The sequence below is a fragment of the Rufibacter roseolus genome, assembly GCF_017916365.1.
Taxonomy (GTDB): Bacteria; Bacteroidota; Bacteroidia; order Cytophagales; family Hymenobacteraceae; genus Nibribacter; species Nibribacter roseolus.
The window spans coordinates 353980-371118 of the sequence record NZ_JAFMSU010000003.1 but is presented as its reverse complement, the minus strand read 5'-3'; the positions used below and the strand labels follow the sequence as shown (position 1 = coordinate 371118).

The window sequence follows — 17139 nt, the reverse complement described above, 5'->3', positions numbered from 1 at the left end:
AATACCGGACACTTATACGGATTGCCGCAGGTCTAAAATCAAGGTCAGGACAAACCTTTGAGGCTAGGTTAACGGTAAACAGAGAGAAACCAAGGAAGAATACCTATGTCCATGCTCCCCGAAAATCCACTCCTGCTGTACGTCACTGATCCTATGTGCGCCTGGTGTTACGGGTTCACGCCAGTGATCAGAAGATTAAGGGCCCTTTGGTTTGGCCGGCTCTCGGTGCAGGTGATGGTAGGAGGGCTCCATCCGTACGTCCAGGATCCGTTGACCTCGGCGGAGAAAGACAAACTGGCCGTGAGCTGGCACCGGGCCCAGGGGAAATCAAACCTGCCCTTTGACTACAGCTTCTTCCTGCAGAAAGAGGCCGTTTATGATACTGAACCCGCTTGCCGCGCCCTCTTAACTGTGCGTCACCTGAGGCCCGGGCTCACCCTGGAAGTCCTCCGCGCCCTTCACTCGGCCTTCTACGCCGATGGCTGGGACATCACTGATACCCAGGTGCTAGTAGAAGTGCTGCGTCCGTTCGGGATACCGGAGAACCTGTTCCTGGCCGTCTTCGAGACCGATGAAATCTACCAGCAAACCCAGGACGAGTTTAAAATGGTAGAGGAAATGGGCGTCAGTACCCTGCCCAGCGTTTACCTGGAGCACCCCATGGGCCCCCGCCTCATCTCCCGCGGCTTCTGCGAACTCCCCGAACTGGAAGAACGACTGTTACAAGCCATGCAGATTCCTTATTAGGGAGTTTTTGGAGATTTGTAATTTTAAAGATGTGGAGATTAGGAAATATGATAATTTGGAAAGGGAAGGTTCTTTGCTGCCCTTGTAGGTGTTAAGAGGACTTCTCAGTTCAATGCCGTTGTTGGTTTTATCACCAACAGCTCCATTTCCCACCATAGTATTCTTACCGCATTCACCTGTTTTATTCAATACCCGTTTATAGCTAATTTTCTGTAAAAGGCACTAGAAACGCTGTTGTGGTTGTTGGTGATAACACCAACAACGGCATCTGAGGTGGGCTTTGAGGGTGTTTCAAATGGCACACTCAGTGGGTGGCACACTAAGTTGGCTTTGAGCCCAAAATTCCTAAAGCGGGGCTCAAACGAGTAACCTGAATCTACCCTTTCCAAATTATCATATTTCCAAATTTCCCAATCCTCACATCTCCAAATCTTCAAATCTTCAAATCTTCAAATCCTCATTCCTTCATTCCCCCAATTCCCTCATAGTGCCGCAGGAACAACTCCTCCAGTCTTTTTGCCTCAGGGAGGTTGGCGGTTTGGGCGGCCCGAGCTAGGTTCTGTAGACCAAACAAATTCAGCTGCCTTTCCCGGTCAAAGTAGGGTAGTTGGGTTCGATAGTAATTCAGTTGGGCATCAAAGCGGTTGAAAAGCAGTTTGGTGAGCGCCTGGGCTTCTTTGGTGAGGCCAGCCTGGGCTAAGGGCAGCACCAAATTCGCGCTTTCAAAGTTGTGCGGGGCTCCTGCATCCGGCATCAGGGTTAAGCAGGCCTGCAACACCTTTCTAGCTTGTGATATGTCTCCGGCCTGCAGGTGGGCCGTGGCCAGTTCTGCAAAGTTATGACGGTACAAGGGCACGATCTGCGTCGTGAAATTCTCTTCATATGGCTGGTCTGGATTGGTGAGGCCGGTGTAGCGGAACTTTTCCAGTAAACTCTGCTGGGTCCGCTGGCGGTCTACGTAGGCCTCTGCCTGGGCATCTGGGTTGCGGGCCGGCACCAGGCGCAGGGCCTGACCTTCCAACTGGAGAAACGGTTGTAAACCAAGTTCCGAGGACTCACCCCCGGTGCTGGAGAAGTAGATAGGTCGTTGCCAGTTGTTGGTGGCGATCACGTCCAGCATGAACAGGTGCTTTTTCTCCAGGGCCGAGGTTTGCAATTCCCATGACATGGTAGAAGCTACTTGGCTGACGCGCTCCGGGGAGATGGTGCCGTTTTGCAGGACCGCATTTCTGTCTACGGTTAATTGCAGTCGTTTGGTGGGCAAGGCGCTCAAGGTGCGGCCGTCCTGTGTCTGAACCTGTAGCGCGGGGTGGTTCTGTTTGAGCAGTTGGAGGTACTGGTTCAGGTCCATGCCGCTGTCCTGCACGCTGGGGTTGGGCACGTAAGGCAGGTAGTTATTCGTGCTGAAGGTGTACTGAGTTAGCGGCAAGGTGCCGGGCAGCGGGGCGGAGGCATTTACTTGACGACGGGCCTGTTCAATATACCAATCAGTGTTTAGGTAGGTCATGACTAGCACGCGCACATCGGTTCTGTAGCCTTCAACTTCCTGGGCGTACCACAGCGGGAAAGTGTCATTGTCGCCGTTGGTGAACAGGATGGCGTTGGGGGCCACGGAGCTCAGCAGGTTCTTGGCCGAGTCTAGGGCGTGGTACCGGTCTGAGCGGTCGTGGTCATCCCAGCCCTGGGCCAGCAGCACCAAGGGAGCAGACAACGCGAGAACGGTGGCCATAATTGCAACTGGGAGCTCGGCTTTTACCAGGCGGCGCAGGAAGTCACCTAAGGCCAGTACGCCCAGGCCCAGCCAGATACTGAAAGCGTAGTAAGAACCGGCGAAGGTGTAGTCGCGCTCGCGGGGTTCTACCGGTGGTTGGTTCAGGTACACCACAATGGCCACGCCCGTGAAAAGGAACAGCAGCAGGACTGTCCAGCCATCCTTGTTTTGGCGCCGGAATTGGAAAATCAGCCCTAAAACACCCAGGAGCAGCGGCAGCATGTAGAACTGGTTGCGGGCTTTGCTCTGGGCGATAGGCGAGGGCGCCTCGGATTTCTTTTCCCAGGGCCACAGCACGCCGGCGCCCTGCACCTCGCTCTCCCGTCCCACAAAGTTCCACCCGAAGTACCGCCAGTACATGTGGTTCAACTGGTAGTTCCACAGGAAACCCAGGTTCTGCCCGAAGCTTGGTTTCTGGCCCTGTTGCACGTTTTCCCAGTACTGGTAGGCCCGCAGGTGCAGCGGCGTATCTGAGTAAAGGCGCGGGAGCAGGGTTTTGTCTTTATCGGCGTAGGCCACCTCATATTTGTAATCCACTACCGCATATTTGCCGTTTTGGGGCGCGTAAATGGGACTGCCTTTCTCAAAGCTCTGGGCCTCGGCGTTGAACTGCGGACCGTACAGCAACGGCCGGCTACCGTACTGCTCACGCTTGAGGTAACTCACAAAGAAAAGCAGGTTCTCGGGGTTATTCTCGTCAATGGGCGGGTTGTAGCCACTCCGGATGGGCACCATGAGGTAAGACGAGTAACCCACCAGCACCAACACTAAAGCCACCAGCGCGTGGTGCCACAGCACCCGGTCCGTTTTCCTGGCCCAGCGGAGTCCGTACCAGATGGCCGTCGTGAGTCCCAGCAAAAAGATAACGGCCCCCGCGCCGTACGGCAACCCGATGCTGTTCACGAAGAACACTTCCATGGCTCCGGCCACCGAGGGCAGGCCCGTAATCACGCCTTCCATCACCACCAGCACCAATGCCACACCCATCATCAACGCAAGCAAAACGCCCCACTTGGTAGGCTTGTACTTCTGGAAATACACCAGCAGCGCGATAGCCGGCAAAGCCACCAGGTTGAGCAAATGCACCCCAATGGAAAGCCCCACCAGGTAAGCCAGAAACAAAAGCCAGCGACCGGCCTCCGGGGAGTTGGCCTCGGCCTGCCACTTGAGAGCTGCCCACACCACAATAGCCGTGAAGAACGAGGACATGCCGTAGACCTCGGCCTCCACGGCGCTGAACCAGAAAGAATCGGTGAATGCAAAGGCCAGGGCGCCTACGGCACCGCTACCCAGTAGCAGCACTCGTTGGGCGGGGGAGGGGCCATCAGGTGATAAAGGCAACAGCCGTTGGGCCAGCAGCGAAATGCTCCAGAACAGGAACAGCACCGTGGCCGCGCTGCTCACCGCCGAGAGAAAGTTCATCCACCAGGCCACCTGCGTCACCTCCCCGAAGCTCAACAGCGTAAACAGCCTTCCGATAAGCAGAAACAGCGGCGCCCCTGGCGGATGCGGTACCTGCAACTTGTAGGCCGCCGCAATGAACTCGCCGGTATCCCAGAAACTGGTGGTAGGCTCCAGCGTCCGCACGTACACTCCTAAGGCCACCAAGGCAGAAACCCAACCCAACACCGTATTCCACCTCCGGAAAGTGCGCCAAGCGGGGGAGACTTCCACAACCGTTTTATGGCTGTTTTCCCGGAAGATGCCCCAAATCGGGAGCACCAAACCTAATACCACCAGCAGCGGTCCCAGCGTGAGCCCCTGGAAGCCGTAGCCCTGCGGGGCAGAATCAGTGGCCATAAGCAGAAAGCCGATTGCTATAGTTCCCATGCCTGCCAGCAACGGGATGAACTGCCGTTTAGTGAACAGAATAGGCGCTTGCACGATTGACTGAACAGGTGCTTTGATGGTGGTACTCATAATTGGTTCTTTATGGTTTGTCTCTTTGCAGGTTCCTTAAATCTTCTCTCTTTGCAGGTGCCTCAAATCTTCTCTTTACAGGTGCCATAAATCTTACCTGGTTCAAGTTTTCAACTTGGACCCATAATGGGCTGAAGTTTGCAACTTCAGTGAGGCGATAGCCTCAAATGACACATTTGCGATCCTTAAACACATTCAGCTACTGTTAGCATGAATCAGTGTTATTTCATCTAAGGCAAAGCAGAATTATTTTATCCTAGGTTTATTTATTGCAGCAGTATTTCAGTCTTTGAATGCTCCTTTTGAGGCTTTTGCCTCACTGAAGTTGAAAACTTCAGTTCATAGTAGGTCCAAGTTAAAAACTTGAACCAGAGAAAATTTAGAATGAAACCGACTTCTCATCCTGGACCTTCAAAGGGGACGGAATGCACCACTTTTGCCCCTTGAAAACTCTCTTCTTCCGTCGTGAATTCTTCTCTTTTTACTCATGTATTTACTCCTCTGCAAACATACCGGCTACCGAAATGCACCCAGGTTAATGGTTTGTAAAAAGATGTTAATGAGATGTTAATGCGGTTGAAGAGCGCCGGAAATTCTGTACTTTAGAGCCATGAGCCGAGTGAAAATCCAAATAATTCTGGTGCTGGCCTGCGTGGCGCTGGTGGCCTTGTTATCGGTGCAGTTGGTGTGGCTGAACAAAGCCTACAGTGCCCAGGAACGGGCTTTCAACCACAGCGTGCAGGTGGCGCTCACCAGTGTATCTGATCAGTTGCTGGCCCAGAGCGGCAAAGAAGTGACCTCGGCGAAGCCGGTGCAGCAGGTAGCCTCCAACTTCTTTCTGGCGGAACTGAACGCGCCCGTGGATCCGGCCCAGGCCAGTAAGATCCTGCGGCAGGAACTGGCCAAACGGAAGTTGCAGGAGCGCTATGAGTTTGGTTTTTATAACAGCCTGGATGACACGCTCATGTTTGGGCAGTATGTGCCGGCCTCCCAGCGGGTGAGCAATACGGCTCCAGAACCGGTGGTTCGGCATGAGCAGGCAGGGGCAACGCCTTTGTACAACCTGGCGGTGGTGTTTCCGGGCAAAACCTCGTTTATTCTGCGGGAAATGGAATTCTGGTGGTACTCCACAGGCGCACTGCTGCTGGTAGTGCTGTTCTTCGCCTATACCATGGTGCAGATCCTGCGCGAGAAACGCCTCTCAGAGCTCAAAACTGATTTTATCAACAACCTCACCCACGAGCTTCAAACCCCTATTACCAACATCGGGTTGGCCAGCGAGGTCCTGCGCAAACGTTCCGAGACCTTGTCCCCGGACCGGCTCACCCGCTACCATGACCTGATCCACTCCGAGAACGAGCGCCTGCGTGCCCAGGTAGAGCGGGTGCTGCAGATGGCCACCATGGAAAGCCGCGAACTGGCCCTGAAAAAAGAGACCGTGGATTTGCACGCGCTGCTGCAGCAGACTGGCGAGAACCTGGCCCCGAGGCTGCAGCAACGTTCCGGATATCTTCGGCTTGATCTCCAGGCCACCAATGCCCTGGTTCACGCCGATAGTCTGCACGTAGCCAATGCTTTCTATAGCCTCCTGGACAACGCGGAGAAGTACTCCAATCAGGCGCCGGAGATTGAGGTGAGCACCCGCGACACCGAGCAGGGCATCTTGATCAGCATCTGTGACCGCGGCATTGGCATAAAGCAGGAGTTCCAGAAATTTCTGTTTGATAAGTTCTACCGCGTGCCCAACGGCAACGTGCACAACGTGAAAGGCTTCGGGTTGGGGCTGAGTTATGTTAAAGCCATCATGGAGGCGCACCAGGGACAAGTCACCGTGGAGAGCACAGAGCAGCAGGGCACCTGTTTCCGGTTGGTGCTGCCCGTGAACTAAGAATGGTGTTTTGAGGCCTTTTTGGTAAAAACAGGCGGTTTTCGCAGGACCTCCAGCAACTTGTCTGAGACTTTGCTTACTTCTTTAGGCGAGTGCTGGGGAAAATAGTCTATGGCGCAGATGGATTTCTGAAGATCCAGCCGCCGGGCGAAATGGAAGGCCAGCACATGGTCCTGCTCGGTGCAGTAGAACTCCAGCGGTTGGTTTCCGGTGGCCACACCCAGGCGCTCCAGCCGTTCGCACATCAGGGTCTGGACCTCTGTAAGGTAACCGCCCGTAACTACTTTCACTTTCAGCATCAGCGGCTCCAGGTCTGTCAGCAGGGTGTTCAGTGCTATCTCCTTCATAATCCTGTGATTAAGAAAGTAATTTACACTTTCCCTGTGAGGAGAATGTGAAGACAATGTTATGCTTGCGGCGCTAATGTTAACTTATTGTTACCAAAAACTGAATCGAAGACCCTCCACTGAAGAAGCAAACCAGTTTATTTGAAGGTTAAAAAGAAAATATTGTGTTTTAATTGAAAATATTAATTAATACCTTGACTATCAGGTGGGAAGTAAAGAGGCGGATTAGTTTAGCTTAATAGAAAGGGATATGAAAAAGAGCCTGAAAAAGTTTAGCTGGGTAGTGCTGGCTTTATTTGTCTTTAGCGGTTGCGATTTCTCCGATGATGAAGATCCGAAACCCCAGGATGGTGATTACTTCGTGTCGGCTACCTCGCTGGGCGTAGTTCCCAAGGTAGCGCTGCAGGCTTATGCCGTGACAGCGGGGTACGGGAATTTTGTTTCATTCATTGACTATGACATTGAGTTCTTCAGGTTCATTTACAATACCACCTACAAAGGATCCAGGATCCAGGCCTCGGGCTTACTGTGCGTTCCGCAGAACACGCCTGGTGCCCCGGCGCTGGTGAGTGCCCAGCACGGCACCATTTTCCGGGATAACGATGCCCCTTCCAGTTTTCCCCAGAGTTTCACCGGTTTTGAGCTCTTTGCGGCGGTGGGCTACGTCACCGTGATCCCCGATTTTATTGGCTACGGCACCTCCAAAGACCTGGTCCACCCTTATTACGATGAGGAACATTCTGCCGCCGCGGTGGTGGACATGCTGCGGGCCGCGGAGTTTTACCTGGACCGCGAACAGATCGCCACGAATGACAACCTGTTTCTGGTGGGATATTCTGAGGGAGGCTATGTGACGCTGGCCGCCCAGAAAGAGATAGAATCCAACCCCGACCTGGATCTGGACCTGACTGCCGTGGCGGCCGGCGCCGGGGGCTATGACCTCAATACCATGCTCTCCACTATTGCCACCGTGCAAAACTACGCAGCCCCTTCCTTCCTGGCCCAGATCCTGAATGGCTACAACGTGACCTATGGCTGGAACCGCCCGTTCTCAGATTTCTTCCAGCAGCCGTACGCCGACCGGCTTCCGGGTTTATTGGACGGCACCAAAAGCCGGGAAGACATAGATGCGCAGCTCACCACTTCCACCACGGCGCTTTTTAACCCTACTTTCTACGCGAACCTGAGCAATCCATCGGGGGAGACCACCCTGAAACAGGCCCTTGCCAACAACAGCCTCCTGGACTGGAAACCCACCACGCCCACCCGCCTGTACCACGGCACCGACGATGAGGCGGTTTTCTACCAGACCACCGTAACCACCTATAACCAGTTTGTGGCGGCCGGGGCTACCAATGTCACTTTTACTCCCATCCAGGGCGGTACCCACCGCACCAGCATTGAACCCATGATGCTGGATGTGCTGCAATGGTTTGAGTCTTTGAACCAGTAATGAAACCAAAAACCAATGTGGGCCTAGGCAAGGAGTAAGATTCGCGTTTTTCAGGGCTTTTCCTGAAATTAGCCCCCAAACGCCTCAACCTCTGCCCATGCCCGCGCTCCTGAAAGACGTCTATTCGCCCCAGTTCTATGACCAGTTCGGTCAGGTGTTGAAAACTATCTTGCCTCAGTTTGATCAGGAGCAGTTCAGGCAGTTGATTTTCGCGGAGGGTTGGGAAGCGAAAGAACTGAAGGAGCGCATGCGGCACACCGCCCGCACGCTGCACCATTTTCTGCCCTCTAATTTTCCCGAGGCGGTAGGGGTGATTCTGCAAACCATCCAACGGCTACGCGATAGTCAGTTTCCTGTGCAGCACGTGGAATTCATGTTCTTCCCAGATTATGTGGAACTGTACGGCCTGGAGGACCTGGAAACTTCCGTCTGGGCCATGGAGCAGATCACGCAGTTCATTAGCTGTGAGTTCGCAGTTCGTCCGTTCCTTCTGAAATATCCCGAGCGTATGATGGCGCAGATGCTAGCCTGGTCCACGCACGATCACCACGCGGTCAGGCGGTTTTCCTCCGAAGGTTGTCGTCCCCGGTTGCCTTGGGCCATGGCGCTGCCCTTCCTCAAACGCGATCCGTCGCCCATTTTGCCCATCCTGGAGAACCTCAAAGCAGATGCTTCTGAGTTCGTGCGCCGGAGCGTGGCCAATAACCTCAACGACATTTCCAAGGATAACCCCGAGCTGGTGCTGGAACTGCTGGCCCAATGGAAAGGCCAAACCAAAGAATCCGATTGGGTAGTGAAACACGGCTGCCGCACGTTGCTCAAGCAAGGCCATACCGAGGTGCTCCAGTATTTCGGGTTTAACGGAGCGGCCCATCTGGAGGTCTCCGGCTTCAAAGTGTTAACCCCCCAGGTGGCGCTGGGGCAGGATCTGCTTTTCGCCTTTTCCCTGAAAAACACCTCTGAAACGCCCCAGAAAGTACGACTGGAATACGGCGTGTATTATAAAAAAGCAAAAAACTCCCTGGCCCGGAAGGTGTTCAAGATCAGCGAGCGCGAATTTGCCCCAATTGAGGAAACCACCGTTACCCGCAGGCAGAGCTTCAGGTTCATCACCACGCGCAGGTACTATCCGGGAGAGCACCGCGTGTCGGTGATCGTGAATGGTCAGGAAAAGGTTATCGCTGACTTTCTAGTAGTCAACTGAGTTATGGCGCACATCCTGATCGTGGAGGACGACCCTAGTTTGGGTTTCCTGTTGCAAGACAGCCTGGAGACGGCGGGGTACCAGGTCACCCTCTGCCCGGACGGTGAAGCCGGATTATCGGCGCTGGCCCAGGAGACCTTTGACCTTTGCGTACTGGACGTGATGTTGCCCAAGCGCGATGGATTCTCAGTGGCGGAGGAAATCAGGCAGCGCAACCTGCCGGTACCGTTCATGTTCCTGACCGCCAAAGCCCTCAAGGCCGATCGTCTGCAAGGCTTTGAGCTGGGTGCCGACGATTACCTGACCAAGCCCTTCGGACTGGAGGAATTGGTGTACCGCGTGAAAGCCATTCTGCGTCGCACGGCTCCTAAAACTACGCCACCTGACCAGGCAAAACTTGCCGCCACAGACGTCATCTCTTTTGGTACTTCTTCATTGGAGTTCAAGAACCTGTTGCTGCACGTGGGCGGCCAAACCCACACCCTCACCGATAGGGAAGCCGAACTGCTCCGCCTTTTCGCCCAGCACCCGCACCAGCTATTACGCCGCGAGGAGATCCTGCAGCGCCTCTGGCAAGACGACGGTTACTTTGTGGGCCGCAGCCTGGATGTGTTCATTTCGCGTCTCCGTAAATACCTGCAGCCAGACTCTTCGGTGAAAATCACTACCGTGCATGGCCGGGGCTATAAGTTGGAGGTGGCGGAATAAGCTGCGTTTTACGCCTGATTTCATCAAACTACCCTTAAAACTAGAAACCGCAAGAGCCGCTACCAGGCAGCCCTTGCGGTCTTTAGTTTGGGTTGCTGGCTTAGAGGCCCACCTCCAGGGTGAGGGAGAAGGTGCGGGCTCTTGGGTAATGCACCGTGCCGTTTCCGTAGGCCACCTCAGGGTCCTGGCCGGAGTAGCCGGTGATGACAAAAGCATTTTGCACGGTGGCAATGAGATTGAGCCGGGCCTTGTCCTGCAGGATTTTCCCGAAATCATAGCCTGCGCTGAGGTACTCCATCCGGAGGAAAGAGGCGTTCTCCACGTAATAGTCTGAGAAAGGCTGCGGGAGGTTGAAGTTGGTTTCCAGCACGCTGGAAGACTGGTTCTGGAGCCAGGCCGAACTTCTGAAGCTGTTGTAATAACCGGTTTCTGCCGCATGGCGGTTGTAGGCATACGCTCCCAATTGTGCCCTGGCCATGAAGCCCAGACTCCACCGTTTGTACGTGCCCTGCGAGGTGAAGCCTAACAAGCTTTTGGGTCTTGCGCTATGGTAGATTCTCTGGTCTTCCGGTCCGAAGGTGCCGTTGTTGTTTACGTCCTCGTACTGCCCTTCCAGCGGCGAACCGTTGTTGTATTTCTGCACGTAAACCGAGTAGGCATCCAGTTCATGCCCGGGTGCGTTGACGGACCGGGGATTGGTAAAAGCCAGCAGAAAGGTTCTGGCCCCGTAAGCCCCCATGGGTCCGGAGACCAGTTTATTAGATGTATAAGAGGCATTCAAAGCCACTACCCATTTGGTGTTGTCTGAGTCTAGTGCCAGGTATCGGAGAGATACTTCGCCGCCTTTGGTCTGCACCTCGCCGCCATTGGCCATGACGTAGGAAAAGCCGTTGTTGGTGTTCGGGAGGGCTCTGTAGGTTAGCAGATCATCGGTTTTCTTTAAAAACAAATCAAGGCTGGCGTTGAAACGGGTACCCCAAAGCCCAACATCTGCCCCCAGGTTAAAGGAAGTGGTTTTCTCCCAGGTTAAATCTGGATTGGGAAAAGCGCTGGAGGTGGTGCCGCTATTGAAAGGGTTGAAGGCGGGAAACAAAGGGGTGTTGCCCTGCACGCCGTAGCTGGCCCTTACTTTCAGGTAGGAGAGAAGGTCCTGGTCTTTGAGAAACGCTTCCTCAGAAAGAAGCCAGGCAAGGCCTACCGCTTTGGAGGTGAAATCTCTGTTTTGCTCGGCAAAATACGGGCTTTGGTCCTGGCGAGCCGAGGCGGTCAGGAAGTAACGTCCTTTGAACCCATACTGCAAGCTCCCGAAGAATGCTTTTTTAGTAGTGTTTGTCTCATAGCTGTAACCAGACCTTAGATTGCCCTCCGGCTCAGAAACAGAATTCAGGAAGAATTTATTTAGGGTTTTCTGGGCCGAATAGCCGGCCGTAAAGTCTAACTGGCTTTTAAGCTTCTCCAGCGGCGCAGCGTAGGTAAGGTAATACTCCTGAAGCCGGTTCTTACGGGTGTGGCCAAACTGGGCTACGGTTAAAAGGTAATCAGTTGGAGTGGCTGAAATGTTGTTGTTGTCCCTGCCATTGGCGTTGTGATGGTCATAGCCCAGGTTGATATGGGCGGTAAGGGCCGGCAGAAAATGAAAGCGGTACGCCAGGTGCGCGTTGCCAAACTTTCTTTCTGATTCCTGGCCTGAGGTGGAGCGCTCCAGAAGGCCCAGCGGGTTCAAGGGGGCAAATGCCTCGGGCTTGCCTTCCGCATCACGCCATTCAAAGTAATCTCCGTTGGAGGCATACACCGGCTGCGTAGGGTTGAAGTTCACCGCGGCATTTATCAGCCGTTGGTTTGGTGACCGGGTCTCGCCCTTAGTGCCTTTAAGGCTGATATCCAGCTTCAGGTGGTCCTCAAAAAAAGAGGGGTTCAGGGTAAGGGCTGCGGATTTGCGTTTAAAATAGCTGTTGGTGAGAATGCCGTTCTGGTGCAGGTAACCCACCCCCACCCGGTAGGGAAGGAAACCCACGGTACCACCCAGGCTCAAATTCTGGTCATGGCTGACGGCGTTTTCATACACCTCCTCCTGCCAATCTGTGCTGGCCTGTCCCAGCCTGGCTTTTTGTTCCTGGTTGCCTCGTTGCGTAACCACCTGCCTGAATTCATCACCGGAAAGCACCTCCACTTTTCTGGGCAGGGTAGAAAGGGCTATCTGTGACCGGAAATCCACCTGGAGCTTCTTGTTTTCTGCCCCGCGTTTGGAGGTTAAAAGCAGCACCCCGTTCACTCCGCGGGAGCCATACATACCGGTAGCAGCGGCGTCTTTCAGCAAGGTAATAGAGGCAAGATCTTGCGGATTGAGGAGCGCCAGCGCGGACACCAGTTCTTCCTCTGCCTCGCTCTCCAGAATAACGTCGTCCAGAACAACCAAAGGAGCACTTCTGCCCGCCAGGGTAGCATTTCTGAGCTGCTGCACCAGGAAACCTGCGCCGGGTGCCCCTGTTAAACCCATAACCTGTAAACCCGCTATTTGCCCGGAGATAAGCTGCTCTGGTGAAACCACCAGGCCCTGATTGAACTGCTTGGCGGTAACGGTCTGCAAGGCACCGGTGGTTTGTTGCCTTTTCTTTAAACCATAGCCCACCTGCACCGAGTCTGAGGGGGCCTGCAAGGGTTCTTGCCTGGCCAAAGAAGCCTGCGGAACACAAAAGGCAGCAAGCGTGAAGGCTGCCGAGGGAAAGAATATGCTTTTGCGAAAACGATTGAAGTAGACGTTTGGCATAGGGTGGTGGATTCAAGAATTTGCAAAGCAAAATACGCTTTTGTCCTTAAACTTTTATGCCACCAGATGCAGAACAGTTTATGCCCTGTTTTTCTGGGAAAAGCCCCAAGGCGCGGCTATCTGGTTTCTTTCTTCTTTTCTTTGCGCTGCTCTTTGGCTTCTTTCTTTTCTTCTTTCTCGTCTTTCTTCTCGGCCTTTTTGGTTTCCTTTATTTTCTTGAGCTGCTGCACCACGTTGATCTTACCGGTCTTCACGGCATCCATGTGAATAGTGCCCACCACGTCGCTTTTGGGCTCCAGCACCATGTAGGTTTTCATGTTGTAGTTCCAAACGTGGTCGCCCAAAAGGGTCTTGAAGGTGGTCTTCAGGGGTTTCTTCACGTCAGACACGGCCTGAATTTGGATGGGGGTCACGCTTTGGGCCTTCACCAGGTAGTCTTTCACCGTGCCGCCCACGGAGCTCATCTTGTCTGGGAAGTTCAGTGTCATCTTCATATCCCGGATGTAGAAATCAAACTCATTGGGGTTGTCCAGGCTCATGGTCATGACCATCTCCATCTCGTCCAGCCCGAAATCGGTGATCTTGAGGTTGGTGACCTCGGCGCCGGGCACCGCCGGAATCACCATGTCCAGGGATTCGTCTATGTCAAACTTGCGCCGGCCCAGCAGCGGGATATCGGTGAAAGCCTGAATGTAAGCCCTTACTTTTTCGCCCTCCCTTACCTGGCGCCGCACCAGTTCCCTGGTTTTGTTGTGGTCCATGGTCATCGGGAATTTGATGGTCTGCTTTTTCTGTTTGGCATCGCGCTCAAAACTCTTCTGTCCCTGCGCCACGCTTTTGTTGTACAGTTTGAATTTATAGGAAATACTGTCCACGAAGCTGGATACCAGCGAAGGCTCCACATCCATGAGCACGTTCATGGTGGCGGTTTTCTCCCCAATTTTGGTATCGGTGATCCGGATGTTGTCAATCTTAGGCGCGAGAAAGGAAATGAGCTTTTTGGTAGGCGTGGTGGCGATGACAACCCCAGCGGCCACTACCAGGGCCAGAAGTATCAGGAAAGCGATTGTGAATCCTTTTTTCATATCATGCTAATTATCAGGGGCTATTATCCAGGGTGTGGGCGTATTGGCTACGCTTCTATAGGGGGATAGTTGGATATAACCTGATAATTAGGTGTTTATTCGGGCCGCAGAGGTTTTACCCGATGGTAGGGTTTTTCGGTCATGAAAATCTGAAATCTTACCCAAAAGAGAAAAGCCGTTTAAGGGCTGATTTCTTTTAAACAACCCTTAAACGGCGCTGCAATTCTCTGGCCAGGAAGAGGCCCGGGCGCGTTCGGCAATTGAGAGGAGAATCACGAAACCATTTTCTGGAGCTGGTGGAGGCGGAGCCGTTCTACGTGCTTTGCTTTGATAGTGGTGTTGTTCACCACGGCGGCACTGGAAACCAGCAACACTAGTTTTATGACTTCCAGCCCTATGTACAGGTAATGCAGGTTACTTCCCGGTGCTGTGTTTCCGGCAATAACGGCCAGCGTCCGTACGTCCAGGGTAGGCAGCAGCCAGAACGTCTGCAGCAAGAGAATACTGGTCAAAGAGCCAAGCAGAGTCCATTCTTTTCTAGTGCCATGGTTGAAAAGCAGGCCCAGCAGCGCCACGGTGCAGAGCGCGATCTCCACCTTGTTCAGCACGCCAAATACCAGCCGCCCAATGCCCAGGCCTAGTGCCAGGGTAATGCCAGGCGCGGTGAATTTCACAGGGGCTTCAATAAAGGAGATGCCAATGACCATCCCGGCCCAGAGGAGCAAGGCGGCAATCGTGACGAAGTTTAGGGTATGGGAGCGCATGGTGTTGAGTAATTCTGAGGCCTGAATATAATTAGCTTCAACCACGGAAAGAACGGGTTTTCTCCCTGTTTTCAGAAATTTGGGATGGAAATACCGTTGCCTTTGTTTTAACCCTAGTGTATTTGTTTTTACGCAAAATAAGCCCGCAGGAAAGACGAAAACTTTAAAGCAATTTCCTGGAAAGAAGCTTACCCCACCCTAAGTTCTTTCCTGAAGCTGAGATTAATTTGCCACAACAGCTTAAAATATCCGCTAAGCAGGCTGAGTCTGAGGAAGCGGCGTTCCGGCCTAGGTTTTGCCGCCGTTTTCATAGAATAGCCCCTAAACGGAATCTTACAAATTCACTGGTTCTCAAATTTCTAAAAGAGATCTGTCACCTAAGCTAACTCTGTAAAATAATGGAAGGGATGAATCAGGGAGAGAGCAGGGGATTGAAGAACAGGGAGATACGCAGGGGTGGGGAATTAGAGCATTCTGACCAGGATTCTCCGGAAAGGAATTTAGATGCTTCCTTTTAAAACCAACCTGGCCGGGCATTAACCAATCTGGCGTGGAGTGCGTAATAACAGCAATTCGGGTAAATTGTTTTAGTCCTATATAGCAATAGACTGAAAATATCGCCCAGTTTTCTCCCTTAACCTTAAATAACCTACGCATGCATAGCAGTGGCTATTTTATCTTTTACCTGTTTTGCGTTCTCCTGCTGGCCACCAGTTGCCAAGACTTTCCCAAAGACCCGGAGAAAACGCTGGAGCAGGTCAGCAACGGAACCCTCAAAGTGGGGTACTCAGAGAACCCGCCCTGGGTGGTGAAAGGCCCAGATGGCCCCACCGGCATTGAGGCAGATCTGGTGAAAGCCTTCGCTAAAAGTATCAACGCACAAGTAGAGTGGCAGAATGACTCTGAGCAGAACCTGCTGGAGGATCTGGAGAAAAATGAACTGCATTTAGTAATTGCCGGGCTCACAGATGACTCGCCCTGGAAAAGCAAAATCTCTTTTACCCGGCCGTTTGTAGAGGTGGAGAAAAAGAAACACGTCATGGCGGTGATCATGGGAGAGAATGCCTTCACCGTGAAACTGGAAAGCTTTCTGAACCAGCAGAAATCCGTCATCCAAAACCGGGTACAGCCATGAAACAGGTCAGCAGATTTGAATATCCAGAGGAACTGCAGCCGGTTTTCAAAAAAGCCAAAAAGCTGGAATGGATCACGGTAGGCTACCTGATCACTACCTCCATTGTGGTGTTCCTCACCATGGGCAACTCCCAGGCCATGAAAACCGCCTGGTTTGAGGATATCCTGAGCCTTACGCCCTCCATTTCATTCCTGATCGCCTCGCGGGTGTTCCACAAGAAACCGAACAAGAATTTTCCGTACGGGTACCACCGGGTGGTGAGTATTGCGTATCTGTGCAGCGCGCTGGCTTTGTTCTCAGTGGGGGGCTTTCTCATCTATGATTCGGTGCACACCTTGCTCAAGCAGGAGCACCCCACCATCGGGATCAAAGTCATTTTCGGGCACGAGATCTGGCTGGGCTATCTCATGATTGCGGCCATGCTCTACAGCACCATACCGGCCATGATCCTGGGCCGCATGAAGCTGCCCCTGGCCAAGCAACTCCACGAAAAGAACCTCTACACCGATGCCGACATGAACAAAGCCGACTGGATGACGGGGGCGGCGGCGATTCCGGGTATAATAGGTATTGGAATGGGCTGGTGGTGGGCCGATTCGGTGGCGGCGCTCCTCATCTCCCTGGACATCATCAAAGACGGCTACACCAACCTGAAGCAGGCTGTTTTCGATCTCATGGACCAAATCCCCAAGACCGTGGATGACCAGGAAACCGATCCTTTGCTCAACCAGATAGAGCATAAACTCAAAGGCCAGTCCTGGATTAAGGAACACGCGTTCAGGATGCGCGAGGAAGGCCATATTTACTCTGGCGAGGCGTTTTTGGTGCCCCATGACCAAAACGGGCAGCTTACCCAGCAGATAGAGAAATTGCTCCAGGAAGTAAGGGACCTGGACTGGCGCATCCAGGAATTCACGATCATGCCCGTTCGGAAATTGCCGCAAAACGGAGCGGAGGAGAACTGATCCTCTTACACTGGATAGAAATTCGCCCACAAAAAAAGCCTTCCTGAACTTCAGGAAGGCTTTTTTTGTGGGCGAATTTCTATCCAGGTTAGTCAATCTTCTCGTCTACCTTTTTCACGCCTTTTTTGGTGGTGTTCTTCACGGCTTTGCCGGCTTTCTTAGCGCCTTTGGCCGTAGCCTTGGCGCCGCTTACCGCCAGGTTCTTGGTGCCTTTGCCCACTGACTTGGCGCCGTGGCCTACCTGGTTAACCCCGGTTTTTGCCCGCTCTTTGTTAGTGGTTTTCACCTGGGTGGTATCTTGTACCGGGTGGTCAGAGGCTTGGGCAGTATTCAGTTGCAGGCCGGCAGCCAGAAACAAAGCCGCTAAAAATGTTACCTTTTTCAT

The 17139-nt window shown here is 53.2% G+C and carries 13 protein-coding genes; 7 read left to right on the top strand and 6 right to left on the bottom strand.

Annotated elements, in window-relative coordinates; all coding sequences use genetic code 11:
• Positions 1-111 precede the first annotated feature (111 nt).
• Positions 112-747 (top strand): DsbA family protein, encoded by a 636-nt coding sequence (locus tag J3P35_RS17385; RefSeq protein WP_246850343.1) that lies wholly within the window; start codon positions 112-114, stop codon positions 745-747.
• A 457-nt stretch (positions 748-1204) separates the two neighbouring features.
• On the opposite strand, the gene J3P35_RS17380 is transcribed toward J3P35_RS17385, so the two are convergent.
• A complete protein-coding gene (locus J3P35_RS17380) occupies positions 1205-4438 on the bottom strand; it encodes a DUF3098 domain-containing protein (RefSeq protein WP_246850341.1) in 3234 nt (1077 codons plus the stop codon).
• A gap of 610 nt (positions 4439-5048) precedes the next feature.
• Between J3P35_RS17380 and J3P35_RS17375 the strand changes: the two genes are divergently transcribed.
• Positions 5049-6326 (top strand): sensor histidine kinase, encoded by a 1278-nt coding sequence (locus J3P35_RS17375; protein ID WP_210465945.1) that lies wholly within the window; start codon positions 5049-5051, stop codon positions 6324-6326.
• On the opposite strand, the gene J3P35_RS17370 is transcribed toward J3P35_RS17375, so the two are convergent.
• On the bottom strand, positions 6323-6673 hold the full coding sequence (locus J3P35_RS17370) for a hypothetical protein (protein WP_210465944.1): 351 nt from the start codon (positions 6671-6673) through the stop codon (positions 6323-6325). The genes J3P35_RS17375 and J3P35_RS17370 overlap by 4 nt on opposite strands.
• A 250-nt stretch (positions 6674-6923) precedes the next feature.
• Between J3P35_RS17370 and J3P35_RS17365 the strand changes: the two genes are divergently transcribed.
• From J3P35_RS17365 to J3P35_RS17355, 3 genes are all read left to right on the top strand, one after another.
• Positions 6924-8126: an alpha/beta hydrolase family protein gene (locus tag J3P35_RS17365; protein WP_210465943.1), complete on the top strand. Its 1203-nt coding sequence runs from the start codon at positions 6924-6926 to the stop codon at positions 8124-8126.
• A 97-nt stretch (positions 8127-8223) separates the two neighbouring features.
• Positions 8224-9330, top strand: a complete 1107-nt coding sequence (locus J3P35_RS17360) for a DNA alkylation repair protein (protein ID WP_210465942.1) — start codon at positions 8224-8226, stop codon at positions 9328-9330.
• 3 nt (positions 9331-9333) lie between these two features.
• Positions 9334-10038: a response regulator transcription factor gene (locus J3P35_RS17355; RefSeq protein ID WP_210465941.1), complete on the top strand. Its 705-nt coding sequence runs from the start codon at positions 9334-9336 to the stop codon at positions 10036-10038.
• A gap of 100 nt (positions 10039-10138) precedes the next feature.
• On the opposite strand, the gene J3P35_RS17350 is transcribed toward J3P35_RS17355, so the two are convergent.
• The 3 genes from J3P35_RS17350 to J3P35_RS17340 form a co-directional block, all read right to left on the bottom strand.
• Positions 10139-12694 (bottom strand): SusC/RagA family TonB-linked outer membrane protein, encoded by a 2556-nt coding sequence (locus J3P35_RS17350; RefSeq protein ID WP_210465940.1) that lies wholly within the window; start codon positions 12692-12694, stop codon positions 10139-10141.
• A gap of 227 nt (positions 12695-12921) precedes the next feature.
• Positions 12922-13890, bottom strand: coding sequence for a hypothetical protein (locus tag J3P35_RS17345; protein ID WP_210465939.1), 969 nt, complete (start codon positions 13888-13890; stop codon positions 12922-12924).
• A gap of 272 nt (positions 13891-14162) precedes the next feature.
• Positions 14163-14699, bottom strand: a complete 537-nt coding sequence (locus J3P35_RS17340) for a hypothetical protein (protein WP_210465938.1) — start codon at positions 14697-14699, stop codon at positions 14163-14165.
• Between the two features lie 610 nt (positions 14700-15309).
• Between J3P35_RS17340 and J3P35_RS17335 the strand changes: the two genes are divergently transcribed.
• Positions 15310-15789: a transporter substrate-binding domain-containing protein gene (locus tag J3P35_RS17335; RefSeq protein ID WP_210465937.1), complete on the top strand. Its 480-nt coding sequence runs from the start codon at positions 15310-15312 to the stop codon at positions 15787-15789.
• Positions 15786-16754 (top strand): cation transporter, encoded by a 969-nt coding sequence (locus J3P35_RS17330; protein ID WP_210465936.1) that lies wholly within the window; start codon positions 15786-15788, stop codon positions 16752-16754. Before J3P35_RS17335 ends, J3P35_RS17330 begins: the two co-directional genes overlap by 4 nt.
• Before the next feature lie 88 nt (positions 16755-16842).
• Here J3P35_RS17330 and J3P35_RS17325 read toward each other — a convergent pair whose 3' ends face one another.
• Positions 16843-17139 carry a hypothetical protein gene (locus J3P35_RS17325; RefSeq protein WP_210465935.1) on the bottom strand — a complete coding sequence of 99 codons (297 nt, stop codon included), beginning with the start codon at positions 17137-17139 and terminating at the stop codon, positions 16843-16845.

Bases quoted from the DNA above. Each gene is read 5' to 3' on its own strand.
- J3P35_RS17385 (WP_246850343.1), top strand. From the start codon at position 112: ATGCTCCCCGAAAATCCACTCCTGCTGTACGTCACTGATCCTATGTGC.
- J3P35_RS17380 (WP_246850341.1), bottom strand. From the start codon at position 4,438: ATGAGTACCACCATCAAAGCACCTGTTCAGTCAATCGTGCAAGCGCCT.
- J3P35_RS17375 (WP_210465945.1), top strand. From the start codon at position 5,049: ATGAGCCGAGTGAAAATCCAAATAATTCTGGTGCTGGCCTGCGTGGCG.
- J3P35_RS17370 (WP_210465944.1), bottom strand. From the start codon at position 6,673: ATGAAGGAGATAGCACTGAACACCCTGCTGACAGACCTGGAGCCGCTG.
- J3P35_RS17365 (WP_210465943.1), top strand. From the start codon at position 6,924: ATGAAAAAGAGCCTGAAAAAGTTTAGCTGGGTAGTGCTGGCTTTATTT.
- J3P35_RS17360 (WP_210465942.1), top strand. From the start codon at position 8,224: ATGCCCGCGCTCCTGAAAGACGTCTATTCGCCCCAGTTCTATGACCAG.
- J3P35_RS17355 (WP_210465941.1), top strand. From the start codon at position 9,334: ATGGCGCACATCCTGATCGTGGAGGACGACCCTAGTTTGGGTTTCCTG.
- J3P35_RS17345 (WP_210465939.1), bottom strand. From the start codon at position 13,890: ATGAAAAAAGGATTCACAATCGCTTTCCTGATACTTCTGGCCCTGGTA.
- J3P35_RS17335 (WP_210465937.1), top strand. From the start codon at position 15,310: ATGCATAGCAGTGGCTATTTTATCTTTTACCTGTTTTGCGTTCTCCTG.
- J3P35_RS17330 (WP_210465936.1), top strand. From the start codon at position 15,786: ATGAAACAGGTCAGCAGATTTGAATATCCAGAGGAACTGCAGCCGGTT.
- J3P35_RS17325 (WP_210465935.1), bottom strand. From the start codon at position 17,139: ATGAAAAAGGTAACATTTTTAGCGGCTTTGTTTCTGGCTGCCGGCCTG.